The following is a 19,771-nucleotide window of genomic DNA, read 5'->3' as shown; positions in this document are numbered from 1 at the left end:
TTAAGTGACGGTTTTTTATTTATGACCATCAACACTTTTACATTGTAGGCCTGGAATGTTAGACGAACGACGTGGTTTTGTAAAACAAATATAAAATATTGATAGATAAATTATTTTAAGGTATAAAATTAATCTATAGTTTAAACTTCATACATCAAGACACTTAAGGAGGTCTGTCTAATTCCATGAATATTCTAAAATTACGTATTTTGATGCTGATCGACAAATTCCATAAGGCGACGGATGTGGCCGAAGCTTTGCAAATCAAGCAGCCTACCGTCAGCTTTCATATGAAGAGCCTCGAAAAGGAAATGGGTGTTTCCCTATACTCTCTTCAACAAGGCAGAATTATGCTAACTGAAGCCGGAAAAAGAATGCTGCCCTATGCGAAGCAGATCATCTCCCTCGAGCAAGAAGCAAGACAAGCTGTAGATGAACTCGCAGAGGAATCGCAGGTTCTATTACAGTTAGGCGCAGAGTCGATCTCAGGCACATATCTCCTCCCGTCTATCCTTGCCAAATTTGCTCAACAATTTCCAGAATGCCGGATTCGGCTGGAAATTCAACCTCCAGATACCATCAAACAGATGCTGCAACAGGGAGAACTTGATTTTGTTTTTCTGGACGATAGAGATCCTCTACCAGAGCATACCGCGGCAGAGGTGGTAACTTCGGACCGAATTGGAATTATCAGGAGCAAAAATAATGCTTCCAAAGCAGTGGATGTCTACAGACCTGATATGCTGGACAATCATACGTGGGTAAAATACAGCGGGGCATCTGCTATTGATGCACATTCCTCTCTGCTTAAGCCCAATCTGGAGACCAACTCATGGGAGGCGGTAAAGCAAGCAGTAGGCGGCGGAGAAGCGCTTGCCTTCTTTCCTGCCTGTGGTGTTCAGAACGACAACAGCAGCGGTCCTACGGTGGAATGGCTTCCTTATACTGAGGCTACTGAGGTTGATAGACAAAGCGACTGTTATCTAATAAACATTGTGTATCAACGTGATACACACCAAAGCATGATCCAACAAGCATTCCTTAATTTCATGCGGCAAGAAGCGCAGAAATTTAAAAACTAGAGAAAACCAAAAAGAGCATCCAAGTCGCAATGACCTGGATGCTCTGCTTGCTGTATCCAAACGATATAGTTCTGTTTGATACTCCAAACAGGATAAAATTATGCTTGTGCAGGAACGCAGCTAATTTTGATCAGGTTGGTAGAACCGGAATCACCAAGCGGCACGCCAGCGGTGATCACAACCAAATCGCCTTCTTTAACAAGACCGGAATTGCGACCGCCTTCCAGCGCATTGTCAAACAGACTGTCCGTTGTGTCCACAATTGGTCTTCCTTGGACTGCATGTACGCCCCAGATCAGAGCCAGGCGGCGAACGGTTCTTTCCTGTGTTGTCACAGCAATAATCGGAGCTTCTGGGCGGTATTTAGAAATCATACGCGCAGTTGTTCCGCTTTGTGTAGACGTCAGGATTGCTTTGGCATGCAGATCAAGTGCAGAAATGGAAACGGATTGGCTGATTGCTTCCGTAATACTAATTTCTTGCGCCGTTCTTTGTTTCTTGAACAGATCACGGTAATTCAAAGAGGACTCTGCTTTTTCTGCAATACGGGACATCGTCAGTACGGATTCCACCGGATATTTACCCGCAGCTGTTTCGCCGGACAGCATAATTGCGTCTGTTCCGTCAAAAATAGCATTAGCTACGTCACTCGCTTCCGCACGAGTCGGGCGCGGGTTACGTTGCATGGAATCCAGCATTTGTGTTGCCGTAATAACAGGCTTGCCAGCTACATTACATTTGTTAATCATCAGTTTTTGCGCCAAAGGCACTTCTTCAGCAGGGATTTCCACACCAAGGTCACCACGGGCAACCATCAGGCCGTCAGAGGCATCCAAAATTTCGTCCAGGTTGTCAACACCTTGCTGATTTTCTATTTTGGAAATGATTTGAATGTGACTTGCGTTGTGCTTTGCCAGCAATTCACGGATTTCCAGTACATCACTTGCTTTACGAACAAAAGAAGCCGCGATGAAATCAACGTCCTGCTCAATACCGAAAATGATGTCGTTAGCATCCTTCTCTGTAATACCAGGCAAAGAAATGGCTACGCCTGGCACGTTAACGCCCTTCTTGCTCTTGATCGTTCCACCATTGACAATGCGGCATTTGATTTCAGTGCCTGATACTTCAACAACGGTGAGTCCGATCAGACCATCGTCGATCAGAATGGTGGAGCCGGGCTCCACGTCAGCGGGAAGGTCCTTGTACGTAATGGAAATACGGTCTTTCGTACCAAGAATTTCTTCCGTAGTCAGCGTAATGAACTCGTCCTGAACAAGCTCAATAGGTTCAACCTCGAGCTTTCCTGTCCGGATTTCCGGCCCCTTCGTATCGAGCAAAATAGCAACGTTTTTGTTAAGCTCTTTGCAAGCTTGACGGATATTTTTGATCCGGTTGCCATGCTCCTCGAAATCACCGTGAGAGAAATTCAGGCGGGCTACATTCATACCAGCCAAGATCAGTTTCTTCACATTTTCCAATGACTCACTGGAAGGACCGATAGTACATACAATCTTAGTTTTGCGCATTTGGGTTTTTCCTCCGTTTTCAAAGGTGCTACTTTATATCTTTTTCCAACAATTAAATCTACTACACTTTTTCCTATTTGTATAGGAAGTTCGTCATATTTATTGTTACCCGTTTCCAGTGTTTTACAACATAGGCTCCGCTTCCGTAGATTTCAAAAAGGTGTATTGACCTATTTTCCGGAATTTTTGATACCGATCTTCCCTCAATTCATCGCAGCTCATATTCATCAGTTCGGCCAAATGACGTTCCAACAGCTCCTTGATTGCAGCAGCAGTCATTTCATAGTCGCGATGCGCGCCCCCTTTCGGCTCCGGCACAATGTCCTCGATGACCTCCAGGCGCAGAAGATCATTTGCTGTAATCTTCATAGCTTCAGCTGCCTGATCTGCCTTGGAAGCATCCTTCCATAGAATCGAGGCCGCCCCGTTTGGAGAAATGGCCGAGTAGATGGCATGCTCCAGCATCAGTACCCGGTTGCCGACCGCAAATGCAAGCGCACCGCCGCTTCCACCCTCGCCGATGACCACACAAATAACAGGCACCGAAAGCTTTGCCATCTCCCGCAAATTACGGGCAATTGCTTCCGATTGACCTCTCTCCTCTGCTGTATTACCCGGATAAGCGCCCTTCGTATCAATAAATGTAATGATAGGACGTTTAAATTTGTCAGCCTGCTGCATCAGACGCAGACCTTTGCGGAACCCTTCTGGATGTGCACTGCCGAAAAACCGCGCAATGTTATCCTTCGTGTCCTTGCCGCGCTGCTGCCCAATAACGGTTACCGGAATACCGTTCAGCCTGGCAATCCCGCCCACGACCGCCAGATCGTCTCCAAACAATCGGTCGCCGTGCAGCTCAATGAAGTCCGTAAACACCTGTTCGATTAAATCAAGAGACGTGGGTCTTTGATGATGGCGGGCCAGATGCATCTTTTGCGATGCTGTAATGTTGGTGTATATTTCTTCTTCCATCTGGAGATAACGTTCTTCCAGGCGGTTGATTTCGTCTGTAAAATCAATTTGCTTGTCCTGTCCGAATTGCTTGAGTTCTTCTATCTTCTGTCGCATCTCGACCAGGGGCTTTTCATAAGGCAATTCGCCAGCCATCTATTCCACCCCCTTCACACTGTGTAGATCAAGCAGTTGCCCAAGGGTATCACGCAGTTCCTTGCGGTGTACAACCAAATCCAATTGTCCGTGCTGCAAATTAAATTCGGAAGTTTGAAAATCATCTGGCAGCTTCTGTCTGATGGTCTGCTCAATTACAATACGGCCTGCAAAACCGAATACGGCTCCCGGCTCCGCGATATTAATATCTCCGAGCGTAGCAAAGCTCGCGGATACTCCGCCCAAAGCCGGATCAGTGATCACCGAAATATAAAGCAATCCCTGCTCGTCCAGGCGTGCAAGAGCAGCGCTTGTCTTGGCCATCTGCATCAAGCTCAGAATACTCTCCTGCATACGCGCCCCGCCGGATGTGGAGAAAATAATAAGCGGCAAACGCTTCTCAATCGACTGTTCAATGGCACGGGTAATTTTCTCTCCTACGACCGAACCCATGCTGCCTGTAAAAAAGTCAAAGCTCATCACCGCTACGACAACAGGAAGCCCATGAATAAGGCCGTCGCCCGTAACGACAGCCTCCCGCAAGCCGGATTTCAGCGTCTGCTGCTCCAGCTTACTCGCGTATCCCGGAAAATCCAGCGGATTTACTGAAATCATATCAGCATCATATTCCGTAAACGTGTCTTCGTCGAGCACCATGCGTATACGTTCCATGGCATTAAGACGCATATGGTATCCGCACACCGGACACACCTTTAGATTCTTTTCCAGCTCTTTGCTGTATTGAATGCTTCCGCACTTGCCACATTTGGTCATAAGACCTTCGGGAATTTCCCGTTTGGGACGATCCGGCATGTCCGATTGATCGCCGCTCAGCGAACGTTCCGAAGGGATCGTCGCGTATTTACGCTTCTTTTGGAATAAATCTTTAAACACAACTACACCTCTCCAGCCGTTTATTTGTCAGCCGTAACCGATACAAGGTCCTCTGCCGTCTGTGCGGCACCTCTAAGCATTATGTTCATACACACGTCAACGCTTGTTTGCAAAACATTACCGCCGATCGTGCATCCTTTGTTCCATTCATGCTGCTGTATCACTTCCGCCGTTCCGGACTCAAGGGCGCAAAATCGAATTAAGCACTTCCTGTATTTCTTCGACTTCCCCCGAAGGCACAAGTATCTCAAACTGTTGCTTGGACGCGCTAATGGCCCGGGTCTGTACCATAAAACCTTCTTCAGACAGTTTGAGCTTAATCATGTCAGCCAGTCTGGCCGTCGGTGCGATATAAATCACCGTCCACATGCCTTGTTTCTACCCCCTAAGCCTCAAGTTTTGAGCCCATATAATAGACTCATGATAACATACCTTACTTTTTTCCCGCAACAAAAGCCCTCCTGCTTATTCAGAATCCTTCGGAGGGCCTAAAAGTTTATCCACTCTGCTCATACAGACCAATCAAGCGTCCAAGGACGCAGGATAATGCTTGGCATGAAGGCTCCGATGGGCGATACGCGAAGAAGCGGCAGCGGCCAAACCGGCGACGAGATCGTCCAAAAATACGTGAATACCGTTACTTTTTTGGTTCAGTTGTTCAATAACCCCAATCTTTTCCTTATCCAGATATCCAAAGCTGGTTAAACCGATCATGCCGTATACGCTCGTAATTCCGAGAGCCAGTGTCTCGTCCACTCCATACAACGGTTCGTCTGCCTCCATGATGGCTTGCAGTGGCTCAGGGAGAAGTCTTTTTTCGGCTAGCTCATCAAGTGCAATACCTGTGAGCAAAGTATATTGCACCTCGCGCTTTTGCAAAACCGCTTTGACACTGTCCACACATTCTTCCATAGTCAAATGGGGATAATATTTTTGTTGCAGTTGAAAAACGATGTCCGCAATGGACTCGATACGAATGCCTCTACGATTTAATAGAGTTTCTGCATATTCATAGGACATGATTTCCCTCCCGCCTCACCGTACAGTTCTATTCTTCCACTGTGCGGGGCCTCATGTGTGCAGGATTATGTGATGAAGCTGTTGTTCCGCCAGTTTTCCAAGTGTATGCGAGAGGGAAGGAAATTGTTCATTAAATTGTTACTATTAGACAGGAAGGGCAGTAGGCAGGAAGGACAGGTTACAGCATGTCCATCATTTGACTTTCACCGTACCTTCACCCAGTATGGACTCCATTCGATCAAAAAGCTGAGGCGAAGGCTTGATGCTGTAAGCATCGCTCAAGGCCAATAGACGCTGGCTGCTCTCATAAAATAGTACGGTGGGCAACGCACCGGGATGCTCTTGCAGCAGCGCCTTGAGGCTGACCAGCAAGCTGGCGTCCTCCTCGGCCTCGCGGGTGATTTTAACAAACACCCGCTGATGAGCCTCACGCCTCGGGCTGCGCGGAGCCGGGGCTTGCCCGCCGTGAGCCGCTTCGGCGTTGCTCGGTGAAGCGCCCGTAGCCGGGCGAGCCGGCTTGGGCTGCGACGGAGCAGACGTTGCGGCTGTTGACGGCACGCGCTGCGCTCCCCCGCCGGGGGTGCCAGCGGAAGAACCAGCTGCTGGCATGGATGTTCCGGCTGTGGCAGCTGGACGCGCCCCGGCACGCCGACGCTGGAGAAGCCGTGCCAGCGAGTCCTCCGCTAGCGGCGCGGTCTCATCCGCGAGGAGCTTAAAGTGCTCGTCCTGCTGCTGCATTTTGGCACGCAGCGCCAGCAGCGCCCCCTTTTCAATCCACTGCTGGCTTCGCTTCCATACCTCAGGGAACAATACAACCTCGCAGCGCTCAATCTGATCCTCCAGCTCTATGAAGGCCATGGCCTTGCCCTGCTTGGTCGTAATCGTCTTGAGCGACACAACCATGCCCGCGGTCACAACAACCGTTTCATCCGGTACATCGCCCAGTTCCATCAGACGATCGGCATGGCTGCTTTCCAGCAACGGCTCAAAATCATCCAGCGGATGGCCCGACAAATACAGTCCCAGCAGTTCACGTTCCAGTTCCAACTGCTGGCTGGCACTGAACCTCGGTACATCAGGATATTCGATATCCCAATTGGGCATTTCCACAAAACCAAACATATCAATTTGCAGGTCATCACGTTCCTTACGCCATTTGACGGCTGCGTCTACGGTTTCATCCAGCATGGCAAGCAGCTGTGCGCGGTGACCTGTCAGCGAGTCAAAGGCCCCTGCCTGAATGAGCGATTCAATAACTCTTTTATTGCACACCCGCAGATCCACACGTCGACAAAAATCGAGCAGGCTGTCAAATGGCCGTTCCTTGCGAACAGCGAGAATACTTTCCATCGCCTGTGTGCCGACATTTTTAATGGCGGCCAATCCGAAGCGGATGTTACCCTCCACTAAGGGAGTGAATAGCACCCCGCTTTCGTTCACATCAGGCGGCAGCACCGCTATATTCATACGGCGGCATTCAACGACATATTCCGCCACTTTTCGATGACTTCCCATCACGGCTGTCAGCATGGAAGCCATGAATTGTACCGGATAGTGGGCCTTGAGGTAAGCCGTCTGAAATGCCAGCACGCCGTAAGCAGCTGCATGGGCACGCGGGAAGCCGTAGTCGGCAAAACGGACAATCATATCATAAACCCTTCCGGCTTCCTCCTCTGTGTAACCCTGCCTGATACTGCCTTCCACAAAATGACCGCGCTCCAAATCCAGCACTTCGCGCTTTTTCTTGGACACGGCGCGGCGCAGCAGATCAGCTTCTCCCAGGGAAAAGCCCGCCATGCGGGAAGCAATCTGCATGATTTGTTCCTGATACACAATAATGCCGTACGTGTCCTTCAAGATCGGTTCAAGATCAGGATGCGGGTACGTAATTTCGATCTGTCCATGCTTGGCCTGTATAAAGTTAGGAATAAAGCCCATGGGGCCCGGGCGATACAAAGCCACTACAGAGATGATATCCTCAAAGACACTTGGCTTCAAATCCTTAAGCACCCGGCGTATCCCGGCCGACTCCAGCTGGAATACACCGCCTGTATCCCCTCTGCCCAGCAAGTCATAGGTATGCGGGTCATTATCAGAGATTCGGTTAAAATCAGGCGTCTCTCCATGCTCTTCCGCAATCCAGCGCATACACCGTTCAATAATGGAGAGCGTACGCAGTCCAAGGAAATCCATTTTGAGCAAACCGATTCGCTCCAGATTTTCCATCGAGTATTGCGTCAGGGGGACCCCCTCGCTCCCCTCCTGAAGTGGAACCGCATCGGTCAATGGAGTCCGCGAAATAACGACACCCGCCGCATGGGTTGAAGCATGACGTGGCATCCCTTCTACTTTGATCGCCATATCCAGCAGCTCACGCGTCTTGGGCTTTGTTTCATACAGCGCCTTCAGCTCCGGAGTAATTTCCAGCGCATGACGGATATTCATTCCGAGCTGTGCCGGAATCAGCTTGGCCGCCTTGTCTACCTCGCCATACGGCACGTTCAGTACACGCCCGACGTCACGGACTGCGGCCCTTGCAGCAAGCGTTCCAAAGGTAATAATTTGCGCCACATGCTCATTTCCGTACTTTTGTACGACATAGTCGATAACCTCGTCGCGTCGTTCGTCACTAAAATCAATATCTATATCCGGCATGCTGATGCGTTCGGGGTTCAAAAACCGTTCAAAGAGCAGGTTGTATTTCATCGGATCGACATTCGTGATGTTCAGCACATAGGCAACCAAGCTGCCTGCTGACGACCCCCGCCCTGGTCCCGTTGCAATCTTATGCTCATGAGCGAAAGCGATAAAATCCCATACGATCAGGAAATAATCGCTGAAGCCCATGCTGTCAATCGTATTCAATTCATAATTCAGCCGTTGGTCCAGCCTTTCCCGCTCCTCTGGCTGCTCCCATACGGGATCGCCTCCATATCGACGCTCCAGCCCCTGCTCGCACAGACTGCGCAAATAGGAAGAAGAGTTCATGCCTTCCGGCAGCGGGCGATATTCAGGTAAAATGGATTGACCGAATTCCAGTTCCAGCTCGCATTGTTCAGCAATACGCACCGTATTGGCGATGGCTTCGGCCACATGCGGAAACAAACGGGCCATATCCTCCTGGCTTTTCAGATACAGCTGACGTGTCGGTATACGCAAACGTTCCTCGTCGTCAACCGTCTTGCCTGTCCCAATACAGATCAGAACGTCCTGGACGTCCGCATCCGGCTCAGTCAGATAATGCACGTCATTCGTTGCCACCAGTGGGATACCTGATTCCTTTGCCAGCGCAATCAAAAGGGGATTTACACGCTTTTGCTCGGAAAGACCATGATCCTGAAGCTCCAGATAAAAATCATCACCAAAGATGCTCCGGTAGCGTTCTGCCGCCCGCCTTGCCTCGGCTTCCCGGCCATGCAGCAAATGCTGCGGTACTTCACCGCCCAAGCACGCGCTCAGGCATATGATGCCTTCATGATGGGCAGCCAGCGCTTCCATGTCGATACGCGGCTTGTAGTGAAAGCCCTCCAAATGGCCAATGGAGCACAGCTTCATCAGATTTTGATAGCCTGTTTTATTTTTGGCGAGCAAAATTAAATGATATATGGGCTGGTCCTTTCGACTACCGCGCTCCTTGCGCGATCCTGCCGTTATATAGGCCTCACACCCGATAATCGGCTTAATGCCGTTTTCCACACACACTCTATAAAAAGGAATAGCGCCGTACATGACCCCATGATCTGTAAGGGCAAGCGCCTTCATTCCATAAGCTGCAGCCTGTTTGACCAACTCTGCGGTACGAGCCGCGCCGTCCAGTAGACTATACTCGCTGTGAACATGCAAATGCACAAATGAACTCATGCGCTTCTCTTCCTTTCACCGCTTGTTTTTCTTCAAACTATTTTATCATATCCGCGTTAGTAGCGCCCATACAATAAAAGTACAGACCCGGGCGGACAAGCGCGGACCTGATACGCACACTCAGGAGGAAAAGAGCATGAGCACTTTTATATCCAAAGCGATACTCGACTTCTTCATCGCCTTCGGCATCGTGCTCGGGGGGGCTATGCTCGGCGGAATGGGAGCTGTGGTATCGCTTCAGCCACCCACCCAGACGATGCTGGAGGTTGCCGGGAGGATTAAAATTTGGGCACTTGCCGCCGCTGTGGGAGGAACGATGGACCCGATCCGGGTCATTGAGAGCAATATGTTGGATGGCAATTTGTCACCTGCCATTAAGCAAATTCTGTATTTGATCTTCGCCTTTTTAGGCGCTCACATGGGTGCAGAGCTGGTCAAATGGGTTTGTAGCAACGGACGGCCGTGAGGTGAAACAAGCATGAGAGTCCCCCCCTTTGAGCGTCTACGTCCTTTTATGCAATTATCCTCCGTCTTTGTACTCGGAATGATTACCGGAGGAATGGTCTATAATGCCATCTGGCACGCCAGCTTCAACGAGCTGTGGAAAAACAATCAGGATCTTCAATTCCAGCTCCAGCAAGCTCAGGAGGACAACAAAACACTGCGCAAATATAGTAAACGCCAAACCGTTATCAAAGAAATCAAGCTAACCGCGGAGGAAACGTCGGCTGAAAAAATTGACTCTATTAACCTGAAGGACCTACTTCGCCGTGTCATTCGAGATTTGGAGGTACTGCGCGGCAGAGATATGTTCGAGATTGACTCCGACAGCAAGCTGGTACGCATGCTGCTGCATCAAAAAAAATACACCGTTCGTGACAAGGAGTATACAATCCAGGTCAAAACGATGCTTGTAATGGAAGGTGTGTTGCAAATTTGGCTGGAGGCGAAGGAAAAGCTTCCCGAGAGTCACTGAGCCGTTCTTTTCTGTCCCCCCCCCTCGCTCCAATCCATTGGCGTTTATCCGTGTTCAATGGATTGAAGCGTCATTACCGCTTTGCATACCAAATGATTTTCCCGTGATATTGCAATTTCCAGCTTGCAGGTACGACGGCTCATCTCGAGCAGCAACGGACGCAGGACGACTGCATCCTCAATCTGTACTGGTCGGATAAAATAAGTCGTCAAATTATCAAGCACATAATCCTTGCCGCTCATGTCTCTAGCCGCTCGATAACCCGCTTGTGTCATGACGTTGACCAGCACGCCTTCCGAGATCGTACCCAAATTGGTGGCCATCTGCGGAATGATAAAGCCACGAAAAAACAACGATCCGTCCTCATTACGCTCCTCGGCAAACCCGTTCCAAATCAACTGATCGAACGTCTCGCCAAGTTGTGGCTGCTTTTGGGCATTGCGCAGCGCATCCAGCACCTCACGTCGTGTAACAGACCCTAGCAGCTTGCGGTTACGGTCCACAACTGGTAAATAATCCACACCTTCCCATGCCATCATCTGCGCGGCTGAGGCCAGCGAAGTCTGATAGGTGACCGTTACCGGATTACGGATCAGGCATTTGTCCATCGTATGCTCGGGCAGGAGCCCCTCCACATCTTTGCGGCTGACGATGCCTATTAAACGATTCCATTCATCCACGATGGCAAAATGATGATGCCCTGTCGTCTTCGAAAGCTCTTCAAATTCGGTGAGCGTGCTGTTGATTTTCAATGTCAGAGTCTTGGGTTTGCCTGCCGCTATATCTTCAATCAGCATAATTTTCTTTTTGATCAAACGGTCGAATATCGCTCTATTAATCATGGAAGCCACGGTAAAGGTATCGTGGCGCGAGGAAATAATCGGCAGGCTGATCTGGTCGGCCAGCTGCTTGACCTCCCGACTCGTACCAAATCCCCCTGTAATCAGCACGCCTGCTCCTTGCTCCAGTGCAAGAGAATGTGCATCCTCCCGGTTACCTACGATCAGCAAACTGCCTGCGTCAATATAACGGGCCATGGCCTCTTCGCGCATCGCCCCGATGACATATTTATGCAAAGGCTTCTCCAGCCCCTCGCTTCCACCCAGCACATGTCCTTCCACGATATTCACGACATCTGTAAAGGTCAGCTGCTCGGACAAACCGCGTGGACGCTTTTCCACCCGTACCGTTCCAATTCGTTCCTTGGTAATGACAATTCCTAGATTTTCAGCTTCCTTTACGGCCCGATAAGCCGTTCCTTCACTGACGCTCATCTCTTTAGCCAACCTGCGTACGGAAATTTTGGAGCCTATTTTCAACTGCTCGATATGACGCAATAGCTGCTCATGCTTCGTAACTGCTTCATCTAGCCCGTTCAACTCTGTTACACCCCCAACGTTCAATCTGTATCATTCTGTATCTATTATAGCACAAAATCCCTTTATTTTAGACCTTTGTTCATTTCGATATCGTACCTCGGAAATAGCAAAAAGCGATCCCTTTTTTACAAGGGACCGCTTCTTAACTGTGCTTCATGTGTAGCATTGGAGCAAGCTCAGGACAAATCATAGTGAAAGGCTCACAACATGCTGCCTTTGTCGGTTTTATTATCCCACTTCATTTGCCACTGTTGCATTTTGGCCCGCCGCACACGCTCCAGCGTTTTACGCTTTTCCTCATCTACACCCAGCAAAAAATGCAGGTTCGCGCCGATGACAAGCAACGCAAAAAGTACCCACACGATACCAAAGCCGTTGACCCAGTTCAAACCGCCTGCAAGTGAGATGCGCGGCACCGCAACAAACACCATAGCCAACGCAATCAGTGTGTACAAACCGTGTTTCCATTTTTTAAGAGAACCCAATCGTATCCCTTCCTCTCCCTGTGACTCTATGTATCTAGTCTATGAGAGGACAGGAAGGAATATGAAACAAACTTACATAGAAGAACCGTACAAATGCTGAAGGCTATCTGAAATAATTTTGTTGACGTCCTCAATGATTACGCTCAGGCGGCGCTCGGCGTCGAATAGACGACGGATGTTGAGGTTCAGACTAAGGACCTCGAACAGCTTTTCCATCTTTTCCATCTCTTCCTGTGCCGGCATATCTCCGCTCATCATCCGCTGCTGAACTTCCATTTGGCGCTGACGGAAATCGTCCAGCATTTGTTTGGCTTCCGGATCGGTTTCAATCAGCTTCATCGCTGCCGTAATTTCCTCTACCTCTTTGCTTTCCTTCAATGCTTTTGCTAAATCATGTGCTTTGTCATAGATATTCATGATTGTTCATTCCTCCAGTACAAGTATAGTGTCAACATTTCACATTGTCCGTCAATCACCAAGGGATATATGTCCTCATATGATGAATCAGTGCTATTACAACCCATTTACGTTTCCCGTTACTTCAAGACATCAAGTTGCTGCCCGGAAGGAGATCCACGATGTCCATCAAAAAAACAACGATTCAAATCATCGGATCGGGCATCTTGCAGGATGACGTACTCATGGTCGGCGAGTCCTTGCTTCGCAAATGGAAAATATCCGCAGGCCACCCCGTTCAGCTCGCCTTCGGTTCGTTCCGCCAAGAGGTTACCGTCATTTCGGTACCCCGCTACAGCGGCCTACGCGTAGGAAGCGTGCTGGCCCGTAAAATGGGGATTCATTCCAATTGTCAACTGCGAGTAACCTACAGCCGAGGCCGCCGGACACTTCGAGTGGGCCCACTTATCAGCGTGCTGGTCAGCCGGGACTATCCCGAACAGCCTGATAAGCCTTTCGGGTCGATCACCCTGTTCTGCCATGAACTGGTCGGGGAATGTCGTAGACAAGGAGCATATGTGTATTTTTTCACCCCGGAGCATATCGGAAGCCAGCCCGGTCGGGTTCAGGGATGGGTGTACGACGGAAGCTGGAAAAAGACGGTCATGCCCGCCGGCGATGTCGTCAATAACCGGCTTACCTCCCGTAAACTCGAGAACAGAACTAGCGTACAGCATTTCATGAAAGAAGTAAAATCGCAGTACGGTACGACTATTTTCAATGAAAAGTTCTTGGATAAGAATGAAGTGTTTGATGCGCTTAAATCTAATTCTTCCCTGCGCAAGTATTTACCCGAGTCTCACCTGCTGCAAACCTTTGCCGTATTCAAAAAAATGTGTAACCAGCATCCCACTGTTTTTCTTAAACCGGTTCGCGGGAGCCTGGGCAAAGGCATCATGCGCATTAGCAAGCAAACGGACGGTACCTTTTCCGTACTATCCACGACAGCGGGTGCACCCCGAAAGAAAACGTATGCCAATGTCGACAAACTGTACAAAAGCCTGGCAGGAAAAATGAAAACAACACGCTTTCAGCTCCAGCAGGGACTTACCCTGATTGATCACGGTAAGCGTCCGGTAGACTTTCGTGCGCTCGTGCAGAAGAATGCAACCGGGACCTGGACGGTGACATCCATTGTCGCCCGGATTGCCGGAGGTAGCCACTTTGTATCCAATCTGGCGCGTGGCGGCACGCTGAGTACGGTCAAAGAAGCGCTGGCTAAAACGACGCTGCCCGCGGCCATCAAATCGAATGGCCTCCTCTCTCTCAAGACAGCAGCACTGAACATCGCAAGCGGAGTTGAGAAGGCGATTCCCGCCCATTTCGCGGAATTTGGCATTGATCTGGCCATTGACAGCACGGGACACATCTGGCTGCTGGAAGTCAACTCCAAGCCGTCGAAGAATGACAATACACCATTAAATGATCAGAAAACCCGTCCGTCCGTGAAAAAAATGATTGAATACTGCCGTCATTCAGCCGGTTTCAAATGAATCCCTCTCTTCCAGGGTCCGGCTGCCAAAGGAGCTGTTGTCGGTGTCTCTTGTCTTGCCAGGCACGCTGGGCGTGCTCGTTAGCCGAAATCAGGCCGCCATCCCCCCCATTAGCGAAGCCGATTTTTGTCGCAGGCTGAGTGTATTGGGCAGGCGCTCTGGTCTCAGCGTAATGGCGTTTACCGCCGAAGGAGTCTCACCTGAAAAGCATTCCATACGAGGTTATGCTTATCATGACGGAGTGTGGACATCCGGTCGCTTTCCCCTGCCGGATATTGTGTATAACCGCTGTCTCCATGTCCATGAAAGCCAGAATGTCGGACACACATTGGAAGAAATGGCGGAGCTGAAATCGCGCAAGCTCCTCTACTGGTCGCGCAACCTGCCTGGCAAATGGCAGGTGTACCGCGCTCTGCACAAGGTAGATGAAGTGCGTCCCTTTGTGCCGCCTACGGCACCTTACCGGGACACGGCCCAGCTTGTGGAGTGGCTACGACGCCATTCGGGGCTGTTTATGAAGCCTCAGGCCGGAACACACGGCAAGGGGACACTGTATCTCCGCCTGGCGGAAGGAGATCGGGGACTGCTCATACAAGGCAGAGACTCCCGAAACCGACCGTTCCGGCGTTTGTTTTCCGAACTGGATGCAGGCTTGTCATGGATCAACGGAATTACAGACAAACGCGCTTACATCGTGCAGCCTTATTTGAAATTAACGAGTCAAAGCGGCCGGCCCTTTGATATTCGTGCACTCATGCAAAAGGACGGCCACGGCTGTTGGTGCCTGACGGGCTTTGCCGTAAGAGAAGGCAGGAGAGGAACGCTGACCTCCAATCTGCACGGCGGAGGCGAAGCGCATCCGGCAGAGCCTTACCTTCGTAAACAATTTGGCGCGGACAGCACACGTCACATCATCGGACAGATGATGAAGCTGTCCCTGACCATTACCGGGGCGCTGGAGGAACGATACGGTCGCCTTGGCGAGCTGGGGATTGATTATGGTATTGATCGGGACGGGAACATTTGGCTATTGGAGGTTAATTCCCGGCCTGGTCGGGCTTCCTTTTTTCAGATCCGTCAGCCAAAGTGCGCTTTCCGGTCAATCAACCGCCCGCTCGAGTATGCCCGATATTTAATAACCCAATCCAAAACGACGGGGCTACAAGGCGCGGGCGCCTCCCTTGAACACACGGTATAGGAGGATAAACAGATGAGTTTAACGCATTGCAATGTGCATTTCTCACAGCAGCCCGACAAGGTGGCTTATATATCCACTGCCTTGTTGAAGAGCCTTAAATTATCCGGAGCCAAGTCCATTCGTCTGCGGCTCGGTAAGGATCAGATTCCCGCAACAGTGAAACCGATTCAGAAGGCTGGGCGTCATCTATACCTGACCTCCGGCTTGCGTAATGCAATCCGTGTTCCCAAAAGCGGGTCTATCTATTTGCGCAATCTGGACGGTGATATACAGCTGGGTCCGTTGATTGGAGTATTGTCTGACGGTACCAACTCCACCACCCGCCCTTTCGGATCACGCACAGGCTTTATTAAGCAGCTGCTGAAGGAAGGCAGCAAGAAATCTTATATTTTCGCCTTCACCCCGCGGGATATCAACTGGCAAAATGATACGATTAATGGTTATTTCCTCTCATCCAGCGGGGAGTTTACACGTAAAATCGTACCTTTGCCGGATGTGATTTATAATCGTTTGCCGAGTCGTCGCTCTGATTTTTCCCCGGCGATCAATCAGCTGCGCGAGCGGTTTTCCCGCAAACGAATTCCCTTCTTTAACTGGAGCTTTTTCAATAAAACAGATATCTATTATCTGCTGGAAAGTAATCCGGAAGTCAACCGCTATGTCCCTGAATCGTATACGAATCCCAGCTCTGAACGAATCCGAGGCATGCTGGAGCGTCATCAATTTGCTTATTACAAGCCAAGTGGAGGCAGTCTCGGCAAAGGAATCTACCGGCTTTCCCATGTTCCCAAGCAAGGCTATTTTGTGAGGTATCGTAAAAAAAGTAGCAACGTATTACTGCGCTTCAACTCTTTTAACTCTATGCTCCGTATGCTTCAATCCAATCAAGGCCAAACGTTAAAAGGCTACGTCATCCAACAGGGAATTCAGCTGATCGAGATTGACAATTGCCCGATTGATTTCCGGTTTCACATGCACAAGGACGGCAACAACCAATGGGTCGTCGTCGGAATTGGAGCCAAAAAAGCCGGACGTGGCAGTGTCACGACTCATATTAAAAACGGTGGCTCCCTGATGACACCGGAGCAAGCACTGGGCCGGGTATTTGGAGATCGGGCGGGCGAGGTACTTCAACGTGCCAAGAATGTAGCCATTACGCTCGCAGAAGCCATTGAGAACCACCATCAGCATCTGCTGGGTGAAATCGGCTTCGATCTGGGTATTGATCAGCAGGAAAAGGTATGGATGTTTGAAGCCAACTCCAAGCCCGGTCGATCCATTTTTCAACATCCATCGTTGCGTGCGGAGGGTAAAGCATCCGTGGAGCATATTTTGGACCACTGTCTTTACCTCAGTAAATTCCGCAGAAAAGAGGAACTATGAATACCCGGGCGGAGCAAAAGCCGGTCGTTGCTGTATTGACCGTGCACGACGATGGGCAATTCTTCAAGGGAAATCAGCGTAACTTTAGGGATATCCTTGAAACGGGAACACGAATGGGCTATCAGGTGTACATCGTTACCGTCAGGGATCTAAAGCTGGGAGCTGAAGCGGTCAAAGGCTATATCTTCAACAAAGACTCACAGATTTGGGAGGAACAAAATTTTCCGCTTCCACAGGTCATTTATAATCGCATCCCAAACCGTAATTATGAACTCAAAACCTCTGTCCGCACTAAACTGGAGGAAATTACACAAACCTCTGGGATTGAGCTGTACAATCCGGGCTTTTTTAACAAGTGGGAACTGTTCAAATGGCTTCGCACCTCGGAATCTACACGTCAGTTTGTTCCGGCAACCAAAAGGTTAAGCAACCTGTCTTCCTTGGGGAAGATGCTGTCTGCGTTTCCATACCTGTATCTCAAGCCGGAGAATGGCAAGGCCGGAAAGGGAATTATGATTCTTAAATTCCGGCCGGAGTATCTAATGGCCTACAGGCTAACCATTCAGCATGATAAAAAAAGCGTAACCTACAGATCTGTGTCGCTGTCCCGGCTGTGGGGACGTATTCGTCGGGAAGCAGGTAATTCACCTTATATCATTCAGCAGGGGATTGATCTGGCAACCTATCAGAAAAAGCCCTTCGACCTGCGTATTCTGGTACAAAAAAATGTCCGCGGCTCGTGGAGCATTACCGGGGTCGGCGCCAGGCTGGCAGGTAAAGGAAGCATTACGACGCATGTCCCGCGTGGTGGAAGTGTAGAGGACCCGTTCAAGCTCCTTTCCTCCCTGTTTGGGCCTGACGACAGCACAGATTTGCTGAACAAAATTAAAAGCACGGCCATTCAGATTGCACGTCAAATTGAACGCGCGTCTGGCCTCTCCCACGGCGAAATGTCTATGGATCTGGGAGTAGATACGAATGGTACTCTCTGGTTTTTTGAAGCTAATGCCAAACCGATGAAATTCGACGAGCCGGAAATCCGTCAAAAATCGCTTAGACGCATATTCCAGTACAGCTCCTTTTTGGCTGGACGAATGAAATAATGAATCAAGGAAGTGGAATCATGCCGCAAATTAGTGATGTTCAACAATTGCCCACCCGGAGCTGGCTGCTGAGACGACGACAGTTGCTGTTTCTGGCCCGCAGTTCAGGCGGCATGCGCATTACTCGCAATGCCCTGCGGCAGTTGGCCATTTTAACGCCGGAGCAATTGAACAATCCCGGCTCCTCTCTCCTGTGCGCTTATGTGCGCACAGAGAAGGGCCTGCGGATTGCAGGTTTTTCCCTCGTTCTGAATTACGGTAAGGATGCGGGCATCGTGATCGTTCGTCCGCTTTACCGGGGCCGCAGACTGGGTGCTAGACTGCTGTCCGCCCAGCTCAAACAGCTGCACCGCCTTACATGCAGCGTAGCCGCCGACAATATAGCCAGTCTCAAAACCTGTTTTCGCGCAGGACTTGTTGCGCATAAAATGACGACTGGACCGACCGGAAAACCCACGCTGATATTTCGCGGGGAGCTATCCCAAGATGAGCAGACGGCAGAGGAAGGTGGAATGCTGTGCCAAAACCTGTCCTAGGCATCATGACCTTGTATTTGAACAACAAGAAGCAATTGGAGGAGCGCGACATCTATGAGCGCATGATTGCAGAAGGGAAAAGACTGGGACTGGATACGTATGTATTCACTCCAGCAGATGTGCATAAGGATCGCAGGCTGCTTCTTGCCCAAATCTATGATCCACACAGCGGCAGATGGACCCGAAAATGGCGGGAATTCCCGGACATGATTTTCGACCGCTGCCGGGTGCAGCGCAGTGAGCGGTACCTTCAATTGAAGCAGTTTCGATTGCAATATACAGACCTTGTCTATTTGAACCGGCCGTTGAGCAATAAATGGGCCATTCATCAGCAGCTTGCGAGGAAGGCTGCCTTTCGCCCCCATCTGCCTTCAACCGAGCTATTCGATGGATTTCATAGTATAAAGCGGATGCTCAAACAGAATTCACTGGTGTATCTCAAGCCGATTAACGGTACGGGGGGCCGTGGTATTTTACGCATTGAGCCTGTTAACAGGCAAGGGGGCCTGTATCTGATTGAGGGCCGCAATCACAAGCGTCATATTATTCCCCAGCAACGGGTGCGTCTGGACCGTCTCGAGCCGCGTTTAAGCAGATGGAACATGGATAACTACATCGTTCAGGAAGGCATTCCTGTACAGCTGCCGAATGGCAGGGTCCATGATTATCGCATGCTGGTACAGAAAAACAGCCAAGGGATATGGGAAGTCACTGGATGCGCCGGACGAATCGGGGCACATCGAAGCGTTACTTCCAACCTCCATGGTGGAGGCAGAGCAGTACCAATGAAACAACTGCTGTCGCAATGGATTCAGGATGAAGACCATAGAGAGAAAATCATCAAGCAGGGGGAAAAGCTTGGACTGGATATTGCTGCTTATCTAGAGGAAAGCTACGGGGCATTGTGTGAGCTTGCGCTTGATTTGGCAATCAACAAGGACGGTCGTATTTACGTGCTGGAGGTCAATCCCAAGCCAGCTCGCGAGGTATTTTCACGTATTGGTGAAAAAGAGACCTATCGCCGTTCCATCGCCAAGCCTATGGAATACGCCTTGTGGGTCTACAATACACAGATTAATCCAAAGCCCCAGACGGATCAAAAAACAGAAGATAAAACCGAAAATAAAACAGAGAATAAGGCAAAGGAAGGCTCCGCGTAAAGTGGTTGCCTTCCTTTCTTTATTATCTGCCCGACCTCGCTTGCATGTGTTGTGTCTTATATATATGTCGCGTCAGGCGTATCTAGAAGCAGTAATCTGTGAACCAGTA

At 49.9% G+C, this 19,771-nt stretch carries 18 protein-coding genes; 9 read left to right on the top strand and 9 right to left on the bottom strand.

Translation table 11 applies throughout. The features are described from left to right. Positions 1-185 precede the first annotated feature (185 nt). Positions 186-1,082: a LysR family transcriptional regulator gene (locus GCU48_RS19435; protein WP_152381152.1), complete on the top strand. Its 897-nt coding sequence runs from the start codon at positions 186-188 to the stop codon at positions 1,080-1,082. A 98-nt stretch (positions 1,083-1,180) separates the two neighbouring features. Here the strand turns inward: GCU48_RS19435 and pyk are convergent, their stop codons facing one another. From pyk to GCU48_RS19405, 6 genes are all read right to left on the bottom strand, one after another. Continuing rightward, positions 1,181-2,611, bottom strand: a complete 1,431-nt coding sequence (pyk, locus tag GCU48_RS19430; protein ID WP_152381151.1) for a pyruvate kinase — start codon at positions 2,609-2,611, stop codon at positions 1,181-1,183. 123 nt (positions 2,612-2,734) lie between these two features. After that, on the bottom strand, positions 2,735-3,718 hold the full coding sequence (locus GCU48_RS19425; RefSeq protein WP_152381150.1) for an acetyl-CoA carboxylase carboxyltransferase subunit alpha: 984 nt from the start codon (positions 3,716-3,718) through the stop codon (positions 2,735-2,737). Next, positions 3,719-4,612, bottom strand: a complete 894-nt coding sequence (accD, locus tag GCU48_RS19420) for an acetyl-CoA carboxylase, carboxyltransferase subunit beta (RefSeq protein WP_152381149.1) — start codon at positions 4,610-4,612, stop codon at positions 3,719-3,721. 180 nt (positions 4,613-4,792) lie between these two features. After that, complete coding sequence (locus GCU48_RS19415) at positions 4,793-4,981, bottom strand: hypothetical protein (RefSeq protein ID WP_007429680.1); 189 nt, start codon at positions 4,979-4,981, stop codon at positions 4,793-4,795. Positions 4,982-5,134: 153 nt separating this feature from the next. Further along, positions 5,135-5,632, bottom strand: a complete 498-nt coding sequence (locus GCU48_RS19410) for a phosphatidylglycerophosphatase A family protein (protein WP_152381148.1) — start codon at positions 5,630-5,632, stop codon at positions 5,135-5,137. A 192-nt stretch (positions 5,633-5,824) separates the two neighbouring features. Further along, positions 5,825-9,493: a DNA polymerase III subunit alpha gene (locus tag GCU48_RS19405; protein WP_152381147.1), complete on the bottom strand. Its 3,669-nt coding sequence runs from the start codon at positions 9,491-9,493 to the stop codon at positions 5,825-5,827. 136 nt (positions 9,494-9,629) lie between these two features. Here GCU48_RS19405 and GCU48_RS19400 point away from each other — a divergent pair, with 136 nt between their 5' ends. Then, complete coding sequence (locus GCU48_RS19400; protein WP_152381146.1) at positions 9,630-9,959, top strand: YtrH family sporulation protein; 330 nt, start codon at positions 9,630-9,632, stop codon at positions 9,957-9,959. A gap of 12 nt (positions 9,960-9,971) precedes the next feature. After that, a complete protein-coding gene (locus GCU48_RS19395; RefSeq protein WP_152381145.1) occupies positions 9,972-10,469 on the top strand; it encodes a sporulation membrane protein YtrI in 498 nt (165 codons plus the stop codon). 44 nt (positions 10,470-10,513) lie between these two features. Here the strand turns inward: GCU48_RS19395 and GCU48_RS19390 are convergent, their stop codons facing one another. The 3 genes from GCU48_RS19390 to GCU48_RS19380 form a co-directional block, all read right to left on the bottom strand. Further along, complete coding sequence (locus GCU48_RS19390; RefSeq protein ID WP_152381144.1) at positions 10,514-11,848, bottom strand: DRTGG domain-containing protein; 1,335 nt, start codon at positions 11,846-11,848, stop codon at positions 10,514-10,516. A 200-nt stretch (positions 11,849-12,048) separates the two neighbouring features. After that, a complete protein-coding gene (locus GCU48_RS19385; protein ID WP_025717647.1) occupies positions 12,049-12,333 on the bottom strand; it encodes a hypothetical protein in 285 nt (94 codons plus the stop codon). 72 nt (positions 12,334-12,405) lie between these two features. Beyond that, on the bottom strand, positions 12,406-12,750 hold the full coding sequence (locus tag GCU48_RS19380; protein WP_025717648.1) for a YlbF/YmcA family competence regulator: 345 nt from the start codon (positions 12,748-12,750) through the stop codon (positions 12,406-12,408). A 161-nt stretch (positions 12,751-12,911) separates the two neighbouring features. On the opposite strand from GCU48_RS19380, the gene GCU48_RS19375 reads away from it, so the two are divergent. From GCU48_RS19375 to GCU48_RS19350, 6 genes are read left to right on the top strand one after another with little or no spacing between them, the layout of a single operon-like run. Beyond that, the gene (locus GCU48_RS19375) at positions 12,912-14,282 is read left to right on the top strand and encodes a YheC/YheD family endospore coat-associated protein (RefSeq protein WP_152381143.1); all 1,371 of its coding nucleotides are present in this window, start codon (positions 12,912-12,914) and stop codon (positions 14,280-14,282) included. Positions 14,283-14,325: 43 nt separating this feature from the next. Then, positions 14,326-15,480, top strand: a complete 1,155-nt coding sequence (locus GCU48_RS19370; RefSeq protein ID WP_152381142.1) for a YheC/YheD family endospore coat-associated protein — start codon at positions 14,326-14,328, stop codon at positions 15,478-15,480. Between the two features lie 12 nt (positions 15,481-15,492). Next, positions 15,493-16,863 (top strand): YheC/YheD family endospore coat-associated protein, encoded by a 1,371-nt coding sequence (locus GCU48_RS19365; RefSeq protein ID WP_152381141.1) that lies wholly within the window; start codon positions 15,493-15,495, stop codon positions 16,861-16,863. After that, a complete protein-coding gene (locus tag GCU48_RS19360) occupies positions 16,860-17,966 on the top strand; it encodes a YheC/YheD family endospore coat-associated protein (RefSeq protein WP_152381140.1) in 1,107 nt (368 codons plus the stop codon). The genes GCU48_RS19365 and GCU48_RS19360 overlap by 4 nt, the downstream gene beginning before the upstream one ends. Positions 17,967-17,986: 20 nt before the next feature. Continuing rightward, a complete protein-coding gene (locus GCU48_RS19355) occupies positions 17,987-18,502 on the top strand; it encodes a GNAT family protein (protein ID WP_152381139.1) in 516 nt (171 codons plus the stop codon). Further along, a complete protein-coding gene (locus GCU48_RS19350; RefSeq protein WP_152381138.1) occupies positions 18,484-19,662 on the top strand; it encodes a YheC/YheD family endospore coat-associated protein in 1,179 nt (392 codons plus the stop codon). The genes GCU48_RS19355 and GCU48_RS19350 overlap by 19 nt, the downstream gene beginning before the upstream one ends. Positions 19,663-19,771: the final 109 nt, after the last annotated feature.

The sequence above is a fragment of the Paenibacillus brasilensis genome (assembly GCF_009363115.1).
GTDB lineage: Bacteria > Bacillota > Bacilli > Paenibacillales > Paenibacillaceae > Paenibacillus > Paenibacillus brasilensis.
The sequence above is the reverse complement of the archived record's forward strand: the minus strand, read 5'-3'. Positions and strand labels throughout refer to the sequence as shown.